The 15704-nt window shown below is 67.5% G+C and carries 19 protein-coding genes and 1 tRNA gene; 8 read left to right on the top strand and 12 right to left on the bottom strand.

From position 1 onward, the window contains the following. Nucleotides 1–146 precede the first annotated feature (146 nt). Both AB0L53_RS04905 and AB0L53_RS04900 read right to left on the bottom strand, forming a co-directional pair. Complete coding sequence (locus AB0L53_RS04905; protein WP_363990292.1) at nt 147–593, bottom strand: SAF domain-containing protein; 447 nt, start codon at nt 591–593, stop codon at nt 147–149. A gap of 311 nt (nt 594–904) precedes the next feature. Then, nucleotides 905–1711, bottom strand: a complete 807-nt coding sequence (locus tag AB0L53_RS04900) for an S-methyl-5'-thioadenosine phosphorylase (RefSeq protein WP_357943675.1) — start codon at nt 1709–1711, stop codon at nt 905–907. 109 nt (nt 1712–1820) lie between these two features. On the opposite strand from AB0L53_RS04900, the gene AB0L53_RS04895 reads away from it, so the two are divergent. Continuing rightward, a complete protein-coding gene (locus tag AB0L53_RS04895; protein ID WP_363990289.1) occupies nt 1821–3794 on the top strand; it encodes a DHA2 family efflux MFS transporter permease subunit in 1974 nt (657 codons plus the stop codon). On the opposite strand, the gene AB0L53_RS04890 is transcribed toward AB0L53_RS04895, so the two are convergent. The 3 genes from AB0L53_RS04890 to AB0L53_RS04880 form a co-directional block, all read right to left on the bottom strand. Then, the gene (locus AB0L53_RS04890) at nt 3791–4108 is read right to left on the bottom strand and encodes an FmdB family zinc ribbon protein (RefSeq protein WP_358542049.1); all 318 of its coding nucleotides are present in this window, start codon (nt 4106–4108) and stop codon (nt 3791–3793) included. The genes AB0L53_RS04895 and AB0L53_RS04890 overlap by 4 nt on opposite strands. Nucleotides 4109–4176: 68 nt before the next feature. After that, a complete protein-coding gene (locus AB0L53_RS04885) occupies nt 4177–5682 on the bottom strand; it encodes a potassium/proton antiporter (RefSeq protein WP_363990287.1) in 1506 nt (501 codons plus the stop codon). Nucleotides 5683–5706: 24 nt separating this feature from the next. After that, nucleotides 5707–6267 carry a 5-formyltetrahydrofolate cyclo-ligase gene (locus AB0L53_RS04880; protein ID WP_363990388.1) on the bottom strand — a complete coding sequence of 187 codons (561 nt, stop codon included), beginning with the start codon at nt 6265–6267 and terminating at the stop codon, nt 5707–5709. Nucleotides 6268–6300: 33 nt separating this feature from the next. Here AB0L53_RS04880 and galU point away from each other — a divergent pair, with 33 nt between their 5' ends. The 7 genes from galU (at nt 6301) to AB0L53_RS04845 (ending at nt 10909) form a co-directional block, all read left to right on the top strand. After that, complete coding sequence (gene galU, locus AB0L53_RS04875) at nt 6301–7203, top strand: UTP--glucose-1-phosphate uridylyltransferase GalU (protein ID WP_357943683.1); 903 nt, start codon at nt 6301–6303, stop codon at nt 7201–7203. Then, nucleotides 7190–8377, top strand: a complete 1188-nt coding sequence (gene glp / locus AB0L53_RS04870; RefSeq protein ID WP_363990283.1) for a gephyrin-like molybdotransferase Glp — start codon at nt 7190–7192, stop codon at nt 8375–8377. Before galU ends, glp begins: the two co-directional genes overlap by 14 nt. Beyond that, complete coding sequence (gene moaC, locus AB0L53_RS04865; protein ID WP_363990280.1) at nt 8374–8841, top strand: cyclic pyranopterin monophosphate synthase MoaC; 468 nt, start codon at nt 8374–8376, stop codon at nt 8839–8841. The genes glp and moaC overlap by 4 nt, the downstream gene beginning before the upstream one ends. 37 nt (nt 8842–8878) lie before the next feature. Further along, nucleotides 8879–9358: a MogA/MoaB family molybdenum cofactor biosynthesis protein gene (locus AB0L53_RS04860; protein ID WP_363990385.1), complete on the top strand. Its 480-nt coding sequence runs from the start codon at nt 8879–8881 to the stop codon at nt 9356–9358. A 56-nt stretch (nt 9359–9414) separates the two neighbouring features. Next, nucleotides 9415–10068 carry a GNAT family protein gene (locus AB0L53_RS04855; protein ID WP_357944580.1) on the top strand — a complete coding sequence of 218 codons (654 nt, stop codon included), beginning with the start codon at nt 9415–9417 and terminating at the stop codon, nt 10066–10068. Between the two features lie 124 nt (nt 10069–10192). After that, nucleotides 10193–10783 carry a hypothetical protein gene (locus tag AB0L53_RS04850; RefSeq protein ID WP_363990277.1) on the top strand — a complete coding sequence of 197 codons (591 nt, stop codon included), beginning with the start codon at nt 10193–10195 and terminating at the stop codon, nt 10781–10783. Between the two features lie 49 nt (nt 10784–10832). Next, a tRNA-Ala gene (locus AB0L53_RS04845) sits at nt 10833–10909 on the top strand. Nucleotides 10910–11013: 104 nt separating this feature from the next. Here AB0L53_RS04845 and AB0L53_RS04840 read toward each other — a convergent pair. The 7 genes from AB0L53_RS04840 to AB0L53_RS04810 form a co-directional block, all read right to left on the bottom strand. After that, nucleotides 11014–11172 carry a hypothetical protein gene (locus tag AB0L53_RS04840; protein WP_363990274.1) on the bottom strand — a complete coding sequence of 53 codons (159 nt, stop codon included), beginning with the start codon at nt 11170–11172 and terminating at the stop codon, nt 11014–11016. Then, the gene (locus AB0L53_RS04835) at nt 11169–12077 is read right to left on the bottom strand and encodes a site-specific integrase (RefSeq protein ID WP_363990272.1); all 909 of its coding nucleotides are present in this window, start codon (nt 12075–12077) and stop codon (nt 11169–11171) included. The genes AB0L53_RS04840 and AB0L53_RS04835 overlap by 4 nt, the downstream gene beginning before the upstream one ends. Nucleotides 12078–12081: 4 nt before the next feature. Then, the gene (locus tag AB0L53_RS04830; RefSeq protein WP_363990269.1) at nt 12082–12234 is read right to left on the bottom strand and encodes a ribbon-helix-helix domain-containing protein; all 153 of its coding nucleotides are present in this window, start codon (nt 12232–12234) and stop codon (nt 12082–12084) included. Between the two features lie 89 nt (nt 12235–12323). Beyond that, entirely contained in the window at nt 12324–12500 is a 177-nt protein-coding gene (locus tag AB0L53_RS04825) for a helix-turn-helix domain-containing protein (RefSeq protein ID WP_363990267.1), read from the bottom strand. Between the two features lie 348 nt (nt 12501–12848). Continuing rightward, nucleotides 12849–13157 (bottom strand): hypothetical protein, encoded by a 309-nt coding sequence (locus AB0L53_RS04820; RefSeq protein ID WP_363990264.1) that lies wholly within the window; start codon nt 13155–13157, stop codon nt 12849–12851. A gap of 11 nt (nt 13158–13168) precedes the next feature. After that, nucleotides 13169–14455 carry a hypothetical protein gene (locus AB0L53_RS04815; protein WP_363990261.1) on the bottom strand — a complete coding sequence of 429 codons (1287 nt, stop codon included), beginning with the start codon at nt 14453–14455 and terminating at the stop codon, nt 13169–13171. Beyond that, entirely contained in the window at nt 14434–15456 is a 1023-nt protein-coding gene (locus AB0L53_RS04810) for a TOMM precursor leader peptide-binding protein (RefSeq protein WP_363990258.1), read from the bottom strand. Before AB0L53_RS04810 ends, AB0L53_RS04815 begins: the two co-directional genes overlap by 22 nt. Nucleotides 15457–15704: the final 248 nt, after the last annotated feature.

Below are 15704 nucleotides of genomic sequence, written 5' to 3'. Positions count from 1 at the left end.
CTACGACGAACCATTACAAGATCCCTGTATTCCGCAGAACCGGCGCGTCTACCCCAAATCAGACTCAAGGCTCAACGCCAGGCGTGAATGGATACCCGGTGACGGTCTCTAGGCGAAGTCCACTTCGGCGCGGTTGGTGACGGTTGCTACGGGTGGGGCTTGATGGTGATGGATAGTCGGCCGCCTGCCTGGGCGGCGGCCAGTTGGCTTGCCTGCGACGGGGTGGTGGCCAGCACGATCAAGGCGCCGTGGTCGTCCTCGGCCTTGGGGATGGTTACGACGGTGACGTCGTCGGCGACCAGTTGGGCCGGCTGGCCCTCCCAAGCCGCCAGGATGCCGATCGTCGAGCCTGGGGTGATCAGCTGGGCCGTGTCGGCGTCGGCGATGCGCACCGGCGCGGCCACGGTGCCGGGTGGCAGCGGGAGTGAGTGGAGGAGGCGTACGTCGGTGAGGGGCTCGCCGCGGCGCATGGCCCCGGCCAGCATGCGGCCGACGGCGCCCGAGCGGACGGCGCCGGACGGGGGCGGGTTGAGGGCGGCCGGGCGGAGGTCGCCCGGTTTGAGGATGCCGGGGGAGAGGTCATGGGTTGCCACCAGTACGGAGGGGGCGTGAGTAGGGCGTAGGGCGATATATGTGGAAAGGATGCCGATGCCAGCTGCCATCGCCGCGACAAGCCGCCGCCGACGACGCCCAACCCGCCCAACCCGCGCAAGGCGTCCGAGCCCTCCGAGCCCGTCGAGTCGGCTGAGCCGTTCAGGCCGCCCCGGCGAACCGGGGCGCGCGAGCCCTCCGGCCCGTTCAGGCCGCCCCGCCGAACCGGCACGCCCGAGCCCCCCGAGCCGTTCAGCCCGCCCCGCCGAACCGGGGCGGGCAAGCCCCGGCCAGCCACCCGCGGGACTCCCACTCACGGCAGTTCAAACGGCAGCTTGATGCCGTCCAGCGCCGACCCACACGGGCACGATCGCTCACTCGGCAGCCCCTGCACAGCCTCAGCCACCAGCCCCCGCATGCGTGTCACATTCCGGGCGAAGAACTCCAGCACCTCCTCATGGGTCACGCCTTCGCCGGCCTCGACCCCGGCGTCGTGGTCGGTCACCAGCGACAGGGACGTGTAGCAGAGCGCCAGCTCGCGGGCCAGGATCGCCTCAGGGAAGCCGGTCATGCCGACGATCGTCCACCCGTTGCCCGCGAACCAGCGCGACTCCGCCCGGGTCGAGAAGCGCGGGCCCTCGATCACCACCAGGGTGCCGCCGTCTACCGTGGCCCAGCCGCCCGCCCGAGCGGCCGTCACGGCCACGGAGCGGCCCGAAGGGCAGTAGGGGTCGGCGAAGGACACATGCACCGCGCCGTCGATGTCGTAGAAGGTCTGGACTCGTCCTGACGTACGGTCGATGAGCTGATCGGGGATCACGATCGCGCCCGGCCCGTGCTCGACCTGGAGCGAGCCCACGGCGCTGGGTGCGAGCACCTGGCGGACGCCGAGTGAGCGTAGGGCCCAGAGGTTGGCCCGGTAGGGGATGCGATGGGGTGGAAAGCGGTGATCCCGCCCGTGTCTGGGGATGAACGCCACGGGGCGCGAGCCGATCCGCCCGACCGTGACCACGTCGCTGGGCGGCCCGTAGGGGGTGGCGACCTCTATCTCTTCCGCGTCGTCGAGCAGGGAGTAAAAGCCCGAGCCGCCGATGACGCCGATGTCTGCACGAGTGAGCATGGCGCCGAGATTAGCGGCATTGGTGGAGGGGGAGCAGGGGCTGAATGGCGTTCTGTGGATAACTTACTTCGCTGCGTTAGCACACAAGTGCGAAGAGTAGTATCTTCGCATGCGGCAAAAGGGCCTCGTCCTCATCATCGTCGCGCTCATGCTCGGTCTGCTGCTCGCGGCGCTCGACCAGACGATCGTGTCGACCGCCCTGCCGACGATCGTGAGCGACCTCGGCGGCCTGGAGCAGCTGTCGTGGGTGGTGACGGCCTACCTGCTGGCCTCGACGGTCTCCACGCCCCTCTGGGGCAAGCTGGGTGACCAGTTCGGCCGTAAGAGGTTGTTCGTCGCGGCGATCGTCATCTTTCTCATCGGCTCGGCGCTCTGCGGCCTGAGCCAGAATATGAGCGAGCTCATCTTCTTCCGCTCGATCCAGGGCCTGGGCGGCGGCGGGCTCATGGTGCTGGCCCAGGCGATCGTCGGCGACGTCGTGTCGCCCCGCGACAGGGGGAAATACCAGGGGTTCTTCGGCGGGGTCTTCGCGGTGTCCAGCATCGTGGGGCCGCTGCTCGGCGGCCTGTTCGTCGATCATCTCAGCTGGCACTGGGTCTTCTACATCAACCTGCCCATCGGCGCGGTCGCGCTGTTCGTGATCGCCACGGCGCTGCCGGGGGATCAGACGCGGACCAAACACAAGATCGACTATGCGGGCGTCGTGCTGCTCGGCGGTGCCACGTCCTGTCTGGTCCTGATCGCCACCTCGGGTGCCACCGTAAGTCCGATGATCATCGGACTCACGGTCGCGGCCGTCGTCCTGCTCGCCGGGTGGGTGCTCGCCGAGCGGCGGGCGACCGAGCCGGTTCTGCCGCTCGGGCTGTTCAAGAACAGGGCGTTCTCGATGACGGCGTTCGTCGGGTTCGTGGTGGGGTTCGGGATGTTCGGCGCGCTCGCGTACCTTCCGCTCTATCTGCAGGTGGTTCACGGGGTCACCGCGACGTTGTCCGGGGTCTATTTGCTGCCGATGATGGCGGGGATGTTCACGATGTCCATCGTGAGCGGTCAGATCATCGCCAGGACCGGCAAATACCGCTTCCTGCCTATCGCGGGCACGGGGGTCGCGACGGTCGGGATGTTCCTGCTCTCCATGGTGACCGAGCACACGAGCCTGTCCGCGCTGGGTCTATATCTGCTGGTCCTGGGTGTGGGGCTGGGGATGACCATGCAGGTGCTGGTGATCATCGTGCAGAACGCGGTCGACTTCAAGGACCTCGGTGTGGCCACGTCGGGGGCGACGTTCTTCCGGATGATCGGTGGCTCGTTCGGCGTCGCCACGCTCGGCGCGGTCTTCACCGCCCGGCTCGACGCCGATCTGCGCGGGTTGCTGGCCAGGACCAGGCTGCCGCCGGGCTTCGATCCGGCGCGGGTCCAGCAGGATCCGACTACCATTCAGCGGCTGCCGGGCCACCTCGTCGCGGAGTTCCTGCACGTCTACGCCGACGCGATCGCCGCCGTCTTCCGGGTGGCGGCGCCGGTGATGTTCGTCGCCTTCCTGCTCAGCTGGCTGATTCCGCAGCAACGCCTCAGGGAGACGACCAAGGCGACCGACCTGGGCGAGGGGCTCGGCGCCACGTCGGCGGAGCGCTCGTCGCTGGCCGAGGTCGAGCGAGGTCTCGTACGCCTGGCGGACGCCAACCTGCGCAGGGGCTTCTACGAACGGCTGGGCGACTTGGCCGGTTTGACCGGCGTGCCACCGCAGGGCGTCTGGATCGTGGCCAGGCTCGGCGGCGAGGGCTGGGTCAAGGCCGCGGACCTGGCGGCGCGGGCGAACGTCAGCCGCGAACAAGGCCGTCCCTATGCCAACCAGCTGATAACGGACGGCCTTGTCGAACGGTCACCGGACGGCGACTCGCTACGGCTCACAGAAGACGGCCAGCGGGCCGCGCTGAGGCTGCTGCGCTGCTCGAGCGAGGGATTGAGCAGACTCGTCGCGGACTGGGGCGCGCACCCCCAACTGGAGCAACTCGTCGAACGAGTCGCCCCGGCCTTGCTCGGCGTCAACGCCGATTGCCCACGCCAGCAGCGTAAGGGGCGCTAGGAGGTGGCGGAAGCGGCCGCGGGGGCCGGAGTCGTGGTGGACTTCGACTCGGCCGGCTTGGACTCGGCGGGCTTGCTCTCGCTCGACTTCCCGTTGGACGAGGACGAAGAGGAGGAGGTGGACGAACCAGTCGAACTGGCCCGGTTGTCCGTACGGTAGAAGCCCGATCCCTTGAACACGATCCCGACGGCGGAGAACACCTTGCGCAGGTTCCCCTCGCAGGCCGGGCAGACCGTCAGCGCATCGTCGGTAAACTTCTGAACGACTTCGAGCTGCTCACCGCAGTCGTTGCAGGCGTACTGGTAGGTCGGCACGCGCTCCTCCTTCAAGTTCTGGCACTCGAGCGATGCGACTGCTAATGGTAACCGATTAGGTCAAACGTCTATTCCGAACCGCGTTCTCCGTACCATCCGGCCAGCTTGCCCCGGCGGCTGACGGCGCGCATGCGGCTCTCGACCTCGTCGCGGCAGGCCGCGGTGGCGACAACGAGCAACTGGTCGTCCGCCCGGACCCGGGTGGTGGCCGAGGGTACGAACGATTTGCCGTCGCGGACGATGAGGGTGACGGCGGCCCCGGACGGCAGACGCAGCTCGAAGATCTCGACGCCGTGCAGCTGGGAGCCGGGTGGCACCTTGATCTGCAGCAGGTCGGCCTTCAGCTCCTCCAGCGGTGCCGACTCCACCTCCAGGTCGTGCGCCTCTCCGGGGGCGGCCACGCCGAGGATTCTGGCCACGAACGGCAGCGTCGGCCCCTGCAGCAGCGTGAACACCATCACGATCACGAAGACCTCGTTGAAGATGTCCTTCGAGCCCGCGACCCCGGCCGCCCAAGGGATGGTCGCCAGCACGATGGGGACCGCTCCGCGCAGGCCGGCCCATGAAAGGAACACCTGTTCGCGCCAGGTTGTCCGGCCGAGGCGCAGCAGCCGGGCCGCCAGCGCGCTGACCATCACGGACAATGGCCTGGCCAGGAGCGCCAGGACCGTTCCCGCGATGAGGCCCTGAACGATCGCCGACGGCATCTCCTTCGGGTCGGCCAGCAGCCCGAGCATCACGAACAGCCCGATCTGCGCCAGCCAGGCGGCCCCTTCCGCGAACCCCCTGGTCGCCGCCCGGTGCGGCAGCCGCGAGTTGCCCAGGATCAGCGCCGTCAGGTAGACGGCCAGGAAGCCCGAGCCGTGCAGCAGCACCGCGCCGCCGTACGAGACGAAGGTCAGCGCCAGGACGGCGATCGGATACAGGCCCGAGGCGGGCAGGGCGACGCGGCGCAGGGTGTACGCGCCGGCGGGTCCGATGGCGAGGCCGACCGCCGCGCCGATGAGCAACTCGGTCCCGGTCCGCAGTAGGAACGAGCCGAGTGACGGCGGCGAGTGAGTGGCGGCGCTCAGCAGCACCACCGCGATCACCGTGGGGGCGTCGTTGAAGCCCGATTCCGCCTCCAGTACGCCGGCCAGGCGCGGCGGCAGCGGCAGCCGCCGCAGCACCGAGAACACGGCGGCCGCGTCGGTGGAGGCCAGCACCGCGCCGAGGATCAGCGCGGAGTTCAGGCCGAACCCCAGCAGCCCCTGTACGGCCACCGCCACCACCAGGATGCTGACCGCCACCCCCAGGGTGGCCAGGATCAGGGCCAGCGGCACCGAGCGGCGCACGTGGCTCCAACTCGTGGTCAGACCACCCTCGGCCAGGATCACCGCCAGCGCGCTCAGGCCGATCTGCTGGGCCAGCTCTGGATTGTCGAACGGGATGCCGAACCCGGCCTCGCCCAGGACCAGGCCCAGGCCGAGGAAGAGCAGGAGGCTGGGCAGGCCGCTGCGATGCGCGATGCGGACCGAGGCGATGGCCGCGATGACGATCGCGGCACCAAGGAGAAGCCAGACATCTAGCGTCATCTGGCCCCCTCCTGTGTGTTTCCTTCACATAAGCCTAGTGAGTCCGCGGGGTGTGATCGCCCAGCGGACCTGCTGATCGTGCGGTTCCGCCGGCACGTCGTCGATCAGCTCACCGTCATGGAGAAGGGCGACAGTCGGGACGTTCGGCCCCACTCTGGACAGGGCGCGGTCGTACGAGCCACCGCCGCGGCCGAGCCGTACCCCCGAGTGCCTGTCCACGGCGAGAGCGGGGACGATCACGAGGGCGGCCGTGCGGACCGCGTCGACGCCGCGCCGGGTGTCGACCGGCTCCATGATCCCGAAGCGGCCGGGTGCGAGCGTGTCGGGACCGTCATAAACCGCCCAGTCGAGGTCGTCGTCCTCCCGCAGCACGGGCAGCATCACGGTCGCGCCGTGCTTCCACAGTGCGAACACCAGCCCGTGCGTCCCCGGCTCCGAGCCGACGGACCAGTAGCAGGCCACCAGCCCGGCCATCTGTACCCACGGCTGATCGAGCAGGGTTTCGCGGACCTTCGAGGCGTTTATCCGCAACTGCTCCGGGGAGAGGAAGCTACGCGCTGAGAGCAGCTCGCGGCGCAGTTTCATCTTGTCCACAGATACCTCCACTAGGGTCTACTCATGGCTGACTTCGACCCTGTGACGAAAGCCGTCGTGCCCGCCGCAGGTCTGGGCACCCGATTCCTACCAGCGACGAAGGCGACACCCAAGGAGATGTTGCCCATCGTTGACAAGCCCGCGATCCAGTATGTCGTTGAGGAGGCGGCCTCCGCCGGGCTCCTCGATCTCCTCATGGTCACCGGCAAGAACAAGCGGTCGATCGAGGACCACTTCGACCGGGCGTTCGAGCTGGAGGAGGTGCTGGAGGCCAAGGGCGACGAGCATCGGTTGTCCCAGGTCCGCGAGCCGGCCTCCCTGGCGACCCTGCACTACGTACGCCAGGGCGAGCCGAAGGGGCTCGGCCACGCGGTCCTCTGCGCCAAGCAGCACGTCGGCGACAACCCGTTCGCCTGCCTGCTCGGTGACGACCTCATCGACCACCGCGACAAGCTGCTCGACCGCATGATCCAGGTGCGCAACACCTATGGCGGCAGCGTGATCGCACTGATGGAGGTGCCCAAGGAGCAGGTCTCGCTGTACGGCGTGGCCACGATCGAGGCCACCTCCGAGTCCGATGTCGTACGCGTGACCGACCTCGTCGAGAAGCCGCCGGTGGACGAGGCGCCCTCAAACTGGGCGATCATCGGGCGTTACGTGATCGACCCTGCGGTCTTCGAGGTGCTCGAGAACACCCCGCCGGGCCGCGGCAACGAGATCCAACTCACCGACGCGCTCCGCACACTGGCCGCGCGCGGCACCGAGGAGGGCGGGCCGGTCCACGGCGTGCTGTTCCGCGGCCGCCGCTACGACACCGGCGACAAACTCGACTATCTACGTACGGTCGTGAAGTTCGCGGCCGACCGACCCGACCTGGCGCCCGAGTTCGTGCCGTGGTTGCGGGAGTTCCTCGATGAAATCAGTTGACGCCCACCTGGCCGAGATCCTGGCCACCGTGCGTCCGCTGGCCCCACTCGAACTCGACCTCGAGCAGGCCCTAGGCGCGACACTGGCCGAGGAGGTCTCCTCGCCGGTGCCGCTGCCGCCGTTCGACAACTCGGCCATGGATGGCTACGCGGTACGTGCCCAGGATGTCGTGGATGTCCCGGTCACCCTTCCGGTGATCGACGACGTGGCCGCCGGGTCGAGCGAGCTGCGGGCGGTCGGTCCCGGGCATGCCGTGCGCATCATGACGGGGGCGCCCGTGCCCGCCGGCGCCGACGCCGTCGTGCCGGTGGAATGGACGGACGGCGGTACGGTCTCCGTCACGATCGACCGCGCCCCCACGGTCGGCAACGCCATTCGCCGGGCGGGCGAGGACGTACAAGCCGGTGAAGTCGTCCTCAAACCGGGCACGGTGATCGGGCCCGCGCAGCTCGGCATCATCGCCGGGGTGGGTCGCCGCCGCGTCATGGTACGGCCGCGCCCTCGCGTCGTGGTCCTGTCGACCGGCGCCGAACTGGTCGAACCCGGCATGCCCCTCGGCCCAGGCCAGATCTGGGACTCCAACAGCGTGACCCTGACCGCCGCCGTACGCGAGTCCGGCGCCGAGGGCTTCCGCGCGCCCACCGTCGGCGACGATCCGGCCGCCTTCCTCGACCAGCTCGACGCGCAGCTCATCCGCGCCGACGCGATCGTGACCAGCGGCGGCGTCTCGATGGGCGCCTACGAACCGGTCAAAGAGGCGCTCACCCCGCTCGGCACGGTCAATTTCGAGAAGGTCGCGATGCAGCCCGGCATGCCGCAGGGCTTCGGCGTCGTGGGCGAGGACCAGGTGCCGATCTTCGCGCTGCCCGGCAATCCGGTCTCGTCGTTCGTCTCTTTCCTGCTCTTCGTACGGCCGGCTCTGCAGAAGATGCGCGGCCTGCCCGTGGACCCGCCGGAGACGGTCTCCGCCCGGGTCACCGGGCCGTTGCGGTCACCGTCGGGGCGGCGGTCATACCTGCGCGCTGTGCTGTCGTCTGACGGCACAGTCTCGCCCGTACGCGGGCAGGGCTCGCACCAGTTGGCCGCGCTGGCCTCGGCCAACGCGCTGATCGTCGTACCCGAGGACGTGACCGAGGTGCCCGCCGGGGCTGTGGTGGAGGTGACCCGGTTTTGACGGAGTTCACCCATCTCGATGAGACGGGCGCCGCGCGCATGGTCGACGTGTCCGGCAAGGAGGTCGGGGCGCGTTCGGCCACGGCCATCGGGCGGGTGCTGCTGTCGGCCGCGGTGGTGGAGCTGCTGCGGTCGGGTGAGGTGCCCAAGGGCGACGCGCTCGGTGTGGCGAGGATCGCCGGCATCATGGGCGCCAAGCGGACGCCCGACCTGATCCCGCTCTGCCATCCGATCGCGTTGCACGGGGTCAAGGTGTCGCTCGACGTCGAGGATTGGGGGGTCGCCATCACCTGCCGGGTGAAGACGGCCGACCGTACCGGGGTCGAGATGGAGGCGCTGACGGCGGTGTCCGTGGCGGCGCTCGCGTTGATCGACATGGTCAAGGCGGTCGATCCGGCCGCGGTGATCACCGATGTGCGGGTGGAGGAGAAGGTGGGCGGTAAGACCGGGTTGTGGACGCGGTGATCATGCGGGTGGGCGGCGAGATCGGGTTGTGGACGCGGTGATCCGGGCGTTGGTGGTGACCGTGTCGAATCGCGCATCAGCCGGGATTTACGCCGATAAATCGGGACCGCTCCTGGTTTCGTTGCTTTCGGATGCTGGGTGCGCCGTGGAGGGGCCCGTCGTGGTGCCCGATGGTGAGCCGGTCGAGGCCGCACTCCGCGACGGCGTTTCGGCGGGGTACGCGGTGATTGTGACGACCGGCGGGACCGGGCTGACACCGACCGATCTGACGCCGGAGATGACGGCTCGGGTGATCACCCGCGAGATTCCCGGGATTGCGGAGGCCATCCGGCAGGCGAACCGCGACAAAGTCCCGACCTCGATCCTTTCTCGTGGTCTGGCGGGCCAGGCGGGCGACACGTTGATCGTCAATCTGCCCGGATCCTCCGGCGGCGTACGGGATGGTGTGGCCGTACTCGCTCCCGTCCTTCAGCATGCGGTCGATCAGATTCGGGGCGGCGATCACCCCCGCCCTTAGTGTGCGGAGAGTCACCGCTGCTGATCCGTGGCGACATCGTGCCCGATAGGGGGATGATGAGAGATGTGGATCGACTTCGTGGCTGGCCGGCGGTTCTCAACGAAGGCCCGGTGGGCCTGCGACCGCTGCGGTTGGCCGACGTACGTGTGTGGCGAGAGACGCGGCTGCGCAACGCCGAGTGGCTGCGTCCCTGGGAGCCCAGCAATCCGGAGACTCCGCTGTTCCGAACGGGTCTCGGCCCGTACATCTCCATGGTCGGCACCCTGCGCCGCGAGGCCAGGCAGGGCCTCGCGCTGCCGTGGGTCGTCACGCACGGTGGCCGGTTCGCGGGACAGCTGACCATCGGCGCCATCGTCTGGGGCTCGGCCCGCTCCGCACAGGTGGGCTACTGGATCGACGGCGCGCTGGCCGGTCAGGGCATCACCCCGACCGCGCTCGCGATGGCCGTCGACCACTGCTTCTTCACCACCGGCCTGCACCGGCTGGAGGCGAACATCCGCCCCGAGAACCAAGCCAGCCGCAGGGTGGTTGAGAAGCTGGGATTCAGGGAAGAAGGCATACGGCGTCGCCAACTTCACATCGATGGAGCCTGGCGCGATCACATTTGTTACGCGTTGACCGTCGAGGACGTACCCGGGGGCTTGCTCGTACAGTGGCGTCGCGCGCGTGAGTCAGCCGCTCACGGTGGGTCTCCAGTAGAAGAGGTTTGACGATCTCGCGACACACCGCACCGAATGCTCGTCAATTAGTGACACGCGGTCTTACGGTGCGTGACGTGAGCACATCGAAGACGCCGCCAGCAGCCAGGCGTCTTCGTGCTGCCCGGAGGTGGCTGTGAGCATCCTCCTCTACCTGGCCATCGTCGTTATGTGGCTGTGTGTCCTGGTTCCGATGTGGTTGCGCAGGGACAAGACCAACCTCGCCGAGCTGGTGGAGCTCGAGGAGTACTACACCGGCGAACACCAGCTACCGGACCTGTCCCAGCAGCCCGACGATCTGGTGGAGCAGCCCGAGGACTACACGGGCGAGTTCGAACGGGTCGACCCACGGCAGTTCCGGGCCAGGCGCCGCGCGATCATCGTGGCCCGGCGCCGGCGCCTGCTCTTCTTCACCGCCCTGCTCGTGATCGCCTCTGTCGTCACCGCCGCGGTCAAGGTGATCCCCTGGTGGAGCGTCGCGCCCGCCGGGGTCATCATGCTGGCGTACATGGCCTTCCTCCGGATCGCGGTGCAGGTGGACCGCGAACGGCGCGATCGCGCGGCTCAGGCCCGTACGGCCCGCGCCCGACGCCTCCGCGAGCAGCAGCGGGCGGCGGAGCTGGCGGCCGAACAGGCACAGGCCGAGATCATCGACCTGGCGGCTCGGCAGGGGGACGTACTGTTCGATCAGTACGCGGAGCCGCCTCGGCGGGCGGTGGGGGACTGAATGTGTGGCGCGAGGAGTGCCGGGGGTTTGCTAATCTGGTCACGTCCATGGGGATGTAGCGCAGTCCGGTAGCGCACTTCGTTCGCATCGAAGGGGTCAGGGGTTCGAATCCCCTCATCTCCACCAGGATAGTTGCAGGTGACAAGGGGTTTCGGACTTGATCCGGAGCCCCTTTTCCCTTGTCTGGGAGTCGATGGGAGCCGATCGGGGAGCCATCTCACTCGGACTCTCTACCCGTGTCGGCTGTCGCCGAAGATGGTGTTCATCGTTTGGGCACCTTTGGTGATCACCGGTCTGAGCTGGTGCCGGTACACGGCTTCCGTGACGCTGGTGCCCGCGTGCCCGACGAGATCGGCGATGGTCTCGATGGGTACGCCCTGGTCACTCATGATGGAGACGAACGAGTGACGCAGCTCGCGAGAGCCTGGCCTGCCTTGAGCTTCTGGGCGGCCTGGCTGATGTGGTGCTGCCGGAGAGACTCGGCCGCCAGCTTAGGAAGTTCCAGCGTGCGGCGCGATTTGCGAGTCTTGGTGTCACCTCCTTCTCGGTCGGCGCGCCATACGTAGATGGCGAACCGCTTGTGCTTGAACCCTGCCTCGGTCACCGGATGCCACGCCTTGAGGCTGGGTATCCAGGCGACGACGTGATCCCAGCGGAGCGCGCGGCCTTCCTCGGTACGAATCCCGGTGGTGAGGCTGATCACCACGTAGGCGTGGAGTTCGGACGACTCGGCGGTCTTGAGCACTTCTTCTGCCTGTTGCCGCGTGAGTGCTCTGCTGGGTCGGCCATCTGTGCCCTTCGGCGTGGTGACCAGCTCGGCAACGTTTCTGAGCACCATGTCACGGGCCTGAGCTTGCCGGATGGCCTGTTTCAGCACGCCGTGAATCTCCCGCAGGGTGGTGGTGGCCAGCTTGCCGGCGAGCCGGTCAAGCCATTCATCCACGTGATCGGCACGTAGCTGCTGAAGTTTGATCTTCCCCAGTCCTGGAATGACGTGCGTCTCGGCGAGGATGCGCAGCTTGGTGACGGTGTTCTCGGACCGGCCCTTAAGACCCTTGCTGAGCCAGTCGTTGACGGCATCGCGCACGGTGTAGGTCTCCGACGCGATGACGCCTGCCTCAAGGTCTTTGACGGCCTTGATCAGCTTGTCCTTGACCGCAGTTTTGGTCTTGGCCTTGCGCTTGAGGCGTTGGCGTCTGCCGTCAGGGCCGAACCCGAGGGAGATAGCTCCGGTGTAGCCCTCCCCCTCGGGGTAGATGGTCGCTTCGTACTTGCCGATCAGGATCTTGGCCAAGGGATCACCCCTTCTCGTGACGGTTGAGGTACTCCTCGATCGCCTTCCTGATCACCCACGACACATCTCGCTCCTGCGACTCGGCGTACCTGCGGAGACGGTCTTTCAGTTCCGTTTCCACCCGTACGGGAGGCAGGGTTGTTCGGTCGCTCGTCATTGACGGCTTCCTTTCGTGTCATGCAGTTATCAAGAGGCGCTTGCCGGTTGTGCGGCGGTGCCGCACAACCGGCCATGTAGCACGCTGTTCTACGCCTCGTCTATCGCTTCCAGCGAGGAAATGAAGTCGGCGAGGTGCCGGTCGGTGATCCGGCGAAGCTTGCCGATCTTGACGCTCTTGAGCTGGCCGGTACGGAGAAGGAAGTAGACCTTGTCACGTCCGATGCTCAGCATCTCCGCGACTTGTTCAACGGTGTATGACTGCATGTGCATCCCCCCTCTCGTTCGTCGGGGTGTGCGGCTCCCTTCCTTTGCGGGCTTCCCGCGCACTGTCGCTCGTTACGAATTGTGATCGTCCGTCCGCTCGTCCGTCCGCGTCTGTCGCTCCCTTTACACGCGCAGACGCGCGCGGACGGACGCGGACAACGGACGCGGACGATTACGGATCGTGTATCTCTGGGAGGGCGCGCCAGCGTCCCCGCGTGACCTGTTCGACCTGGCGCGCCCGGCCCAGCTCCTGGAGGCGTTGGTAGACCCAGGTGCGGCGCATGCCGGTTGCGCGCATGAGATCGCCGATGCTTACCCCGTCGCTGGGGGCCTGCCTCAGCGTGGCTGTCAGGGTTTCCTCGACCTCCCGCACGGCGCTGTCACGCGCATGCCGGGGCGACGTTGGACGGTGGACTGTGACGGCATGACGGGCAGTTCAGCCGCGCGTAGCAGGGCTTGAGCCGATACCTCGTCGAGGGGCGGGCGGTGTTCGGCATGCCGTTCTGCAGTGGCCTGTACGCCCTCGTCGTCGAGGAGATAGGCGCGGGCACGGCGGGGGATGTCGTGTTCCGGGGAGCTGATCAGGAACTTGCCGGGGGCGGCGGTGAAGCCGCTGATCAGCTGTGGGCGGTACGGGGACATATCGAGCATCGACATGTGACGCCGCCCTACGAGGAGCGGGTGGCGGGGGCTGTGCTGCGCCGACGGAACCAACGCCGGTGGCCCCGGATGAAGGTCACTACGAAGAGGACCTGGATGCCGCCTTCGATGAGCACCAGGAGCCCGGAGTCCAGCGCTAGGAGCACCGGTCCGCCGTTGAAGCCGTCGGCGATGGCGAGGAGGGCTCGCACCAGCGCCGCGATCGCGATCGGAACGCCGAACAGGGCGAGGAAGCTGAGGCTGATGGTGGCACCGAGTACGAGGAAGACGGAGTAGACGCGGGTCGCCCGCCGCTCATGGGGGGCCAGCCCGGTCGTCGGGTCCGCGACAGGAGCGGGACGGCGGCGCAGGCCTGCGACGGTTCTCGCGAGCAGATACCTGGCGTAGGCGAGCCCGTCGTCGAAAAGGTTCCGGGTCCGCAGCAGATCGCGAAGAACGTAGTACAGGTCGGTGCGCATGTAGACCTGGAGCTGGAACGGAATGCTCAGGAGGACGCAGACGACGAGTGCCTGAAGTACGGCCTTCACCGGCTGAGGCATGGCTACGTGGGCGACCAGCAGGGTCAGGGACGCGATGAGAAACAGGTCCCAGGCCATCCCCGCCAGATACACCCGATAGCGGGATCGCCTCGGCACGCCCCACACCGCCGTGACGTCGGTCTGCACCACCAGGTTGTGGAGGCGGGTGCCGAAGCCGATCCGCCCGGGAACGCCGAGTGACCGGGCCGCCGTCAGGTGCATAAGCTCGTGCATGCTGATGCTGATCGACATCATCACGGTGTTGACCAGCACCGTCAGGCCGACGTAGTCGCCCCAGAAGAAGTCCGTGTAGTTCGGCAGCAGATCGGGCCGCATGGCGAGGGTGACCAGTGCCGCGCCCATGACCAGCAGCCAGACGAGTTTCATCGACCGGCTGAAGAGCCACGCCACATGCAGCTCGGTCAGTCGGCTGAAATGGCTGCGCGGAGTGTTCGCCTCCGGATCCGGCAGCGGCTGTCCATCGACGGAACGGACGAATCCCAGATCCGCCAGGGCTTCCACGAGCTCCGCGACGTCGAGCTCCACCTCCTGCTCGGCTGCCATCCGCTCCTCGGCGGCGCTTATGGAGAGCCCCGCGCTCAGGAGGCTGATCGCGTCGCCGTAGACCGCCGGCAGCTCTATGAACTCCCCGATCTCTGACCGGCCGACGACCACGACTTCCGGGTCGTCGTCGTCCGGGCGGACGATCAGCGGATGGAAGCCGACGTTGCTGTCGGCGGTGAGCGGTGCGGCACTCACGACGTTGTGGGCCCGCATGCGGGGCAGTCGTCGTCGTGCGGAACGTCGATGTAGTAGGAGTGATCCCACATGGCGTAGTTCCAGTGGAAGACCCGGCCGCGCACCTGGGTGGGCAGGCCGCCGAGGTGATACAGAACTTCCAGCGCGCAGAGATGCCCGCTGATGTTGGCGCTCGCCGCCACCACGGCGTTCGGACGCTCCTCGGTAAGTGGGCGGCCGTGGGCGTTGACCTCGCGACGGTCCTCCTGACGGTGCAGGCACGCCCAACACCCGGTCTCGCCTGGGATCAGGGATCCGACGACGGCCATCGGCCCCGTGTAGAAGCTGACGAACCATGGCGTGCCGGTGCGCAGCGCCGCCTCGTTGGTCCAGAACATGATGTCCGGGTGCGGCTTGTCCGCGCAGAGGACGAACACGTCGCAGTCTTCCATCAGGGCGGCGATGTCATTGGACGCGCCTGCCTTGACGGTGCTGCCGGTCACTGTGACCAGACTGTTCATGGCACGCAGCCGATCCACGGCGCTGTCGACCTTGGGCCGGTCGATGTCCTGCTCGGTGTACAGGAGTTGGCGCGTGAGGTTCGGTTCCTCGACTGTGTCGAAGTCGGCGATGTGCAGAGCTCCGATACCGCTGGAGACCAGTCCGGCCGCCACTGCGGAGCCCGTGCCGCCGATGCCGAGCAGGCACACCTTGGCAGCTTTGATCTTGGACTGAATGTCGTACGGAGAGCTCCGCGGAGTGGAGTCGATCCACGCGAAGAAGTTTCTGGCCGGTCCGTAGCGTGCCGCCTCACGCGGGGTGAGGTTGCCGGGAAGCGGCGCGCCGGCGTCTTCGACGAATCCGTTGTCGATCAGCCCCGCGATGACCTCGCGGACACTCTGGTCATCGAAATCTGGGTGCGTCTCGGCGAAAGTGGCACAAATCTGATCGATCGTCTTGGTGCCGTCCATAAGGACGATCAGCTGGGCGATCGCGCCGTCCTCATCGTCCTGGATCTCGGAGGAGATGCCCTGCTGCATGAGACCTATGACGATGCGACCATCTGGCAAGGCCATGGGCTGATGGACACTCTTGATGCGGGGGAAGTGCACGAGAACCTTCCAGATCACGCCGAGAACACAGGAGGGCCGGCCAGGTCCTGCCTGACCGGCCGGGTATCCGTAGGTGTCAGCCGACCAGACGGAGCTGGGTGGTCTCCACCTTCTCCAGCCGCTTGATCTTGAGGTCGATCTTCTTCGTGGGCTTCTTGTCCTCGGTTACCTGGCTT

Source organism: Nonomuraea sp. NPDC052129 (assembly GCF_040680095.1).
Taxonomy (GTDB): Bacteria; Actinomycetota; Actinomycetes; order Streptosporangiales; family Streptosporangiaceae; genus Nonomuraea.
The sequence above is the reverse complement of the archived record's forward strand: the minus strand, read 5'-3'. Positions and strand labels throughout refer to the sequence as shown.

Bases quoted from the DNA above. Each gene is read 5' to 3' on its own strand.
- AB0L53_RS04880 (WP_363990388.1), bottom strand. From the start codon at position 6,267: ATGAAACTGCGCCGCGAGCTGCTCTCAGCGCGTAGCTTCCTCTCCCCG.
- AB0L53_RS04820 (WP_363990264.1), bottom strand. From the start codon at position 13,157: ATGTCGATGCTCGATATGTCCCCGTACCGCCCACAGCTGATCAGCGGC.
- AB0L53_RS04840 (WP_363990274.1), bottom strand. From the start codon at position 11,172: ATGAGTGACCAGGGCGTACCCATCGAGACCATCGCCGATCTCGTCGGG.
- AB0L53_RS04810 (WP_363990258.1), bottom strand. From the start codon at position 15,456: ATGCAGCAGGGCATCTCCTCCGAGATCCAGGACGATGAGGACGGCGCG.
- AB0L53_RS04855 (WP_357944580.1), top strand. From the start codon at position 9,415: ATGAGAGATGTGGATCGACTTCGTGGCTGGCCGGCGGTTCTCAACGAA.
- glp (WP_363990283.1), top strand. From the start codon at position 7,190: ATGAAATCAGTTGACGCCCACCTGGCCGAGATCCTGGCCACCGTGCGT.
- AB0L53_RS04895 (WP_363990289.1), top strand. From the start codon at position 1,821: ATGCGGCAAAAGGGCCTCGTCCTCATCATCGTCGCGCTCATGCTCGGT.
- AB0L53_RS04885 (WP_363990287.1), bottom strand. From the start codon at position 5,682: ATGACGCTAGATGTCTGGCTTCTCCTTGGTGCCGCGATCGTCATCGCG.
- AB0L53_RS04900 (WP_357943675.1), bottom strand. From the start codon at position 1,711: ATGCTCACTCGTGCAGACATCGGCGTCATCGGCGGCTCGGGCTTTTAC.
- galU (WP_357943683.1), top strand. From the start codon at position 6,301: ATGGCTGACTTCGACCCTGTGACGAAAGCCGTCGTGCCCGCCGCAGGT.
- AB0L53_RS04830 (WP_363990269.1), bottom strand. From the start codon at position 12,234: ATGACGAGCGACCGAACAACCCTGCCTCCCGTACGGGTGGAAACGGAA.
- AB0L53_RS04825 (WP_363990267.1), bottom strand. From the start codon at position 12,500: ATGCAGTCATACACCGTTGAACAAGTCGCGGAGATGCTGAGCATCGGA.
- AB0L53_RS04815 (WP_363990261.1), bottom strand. From the start codon at position 14,455: ATGCGGGCCCACAACGTCGTGAGTGCCGCACCGCTCACCGCCGACAGC.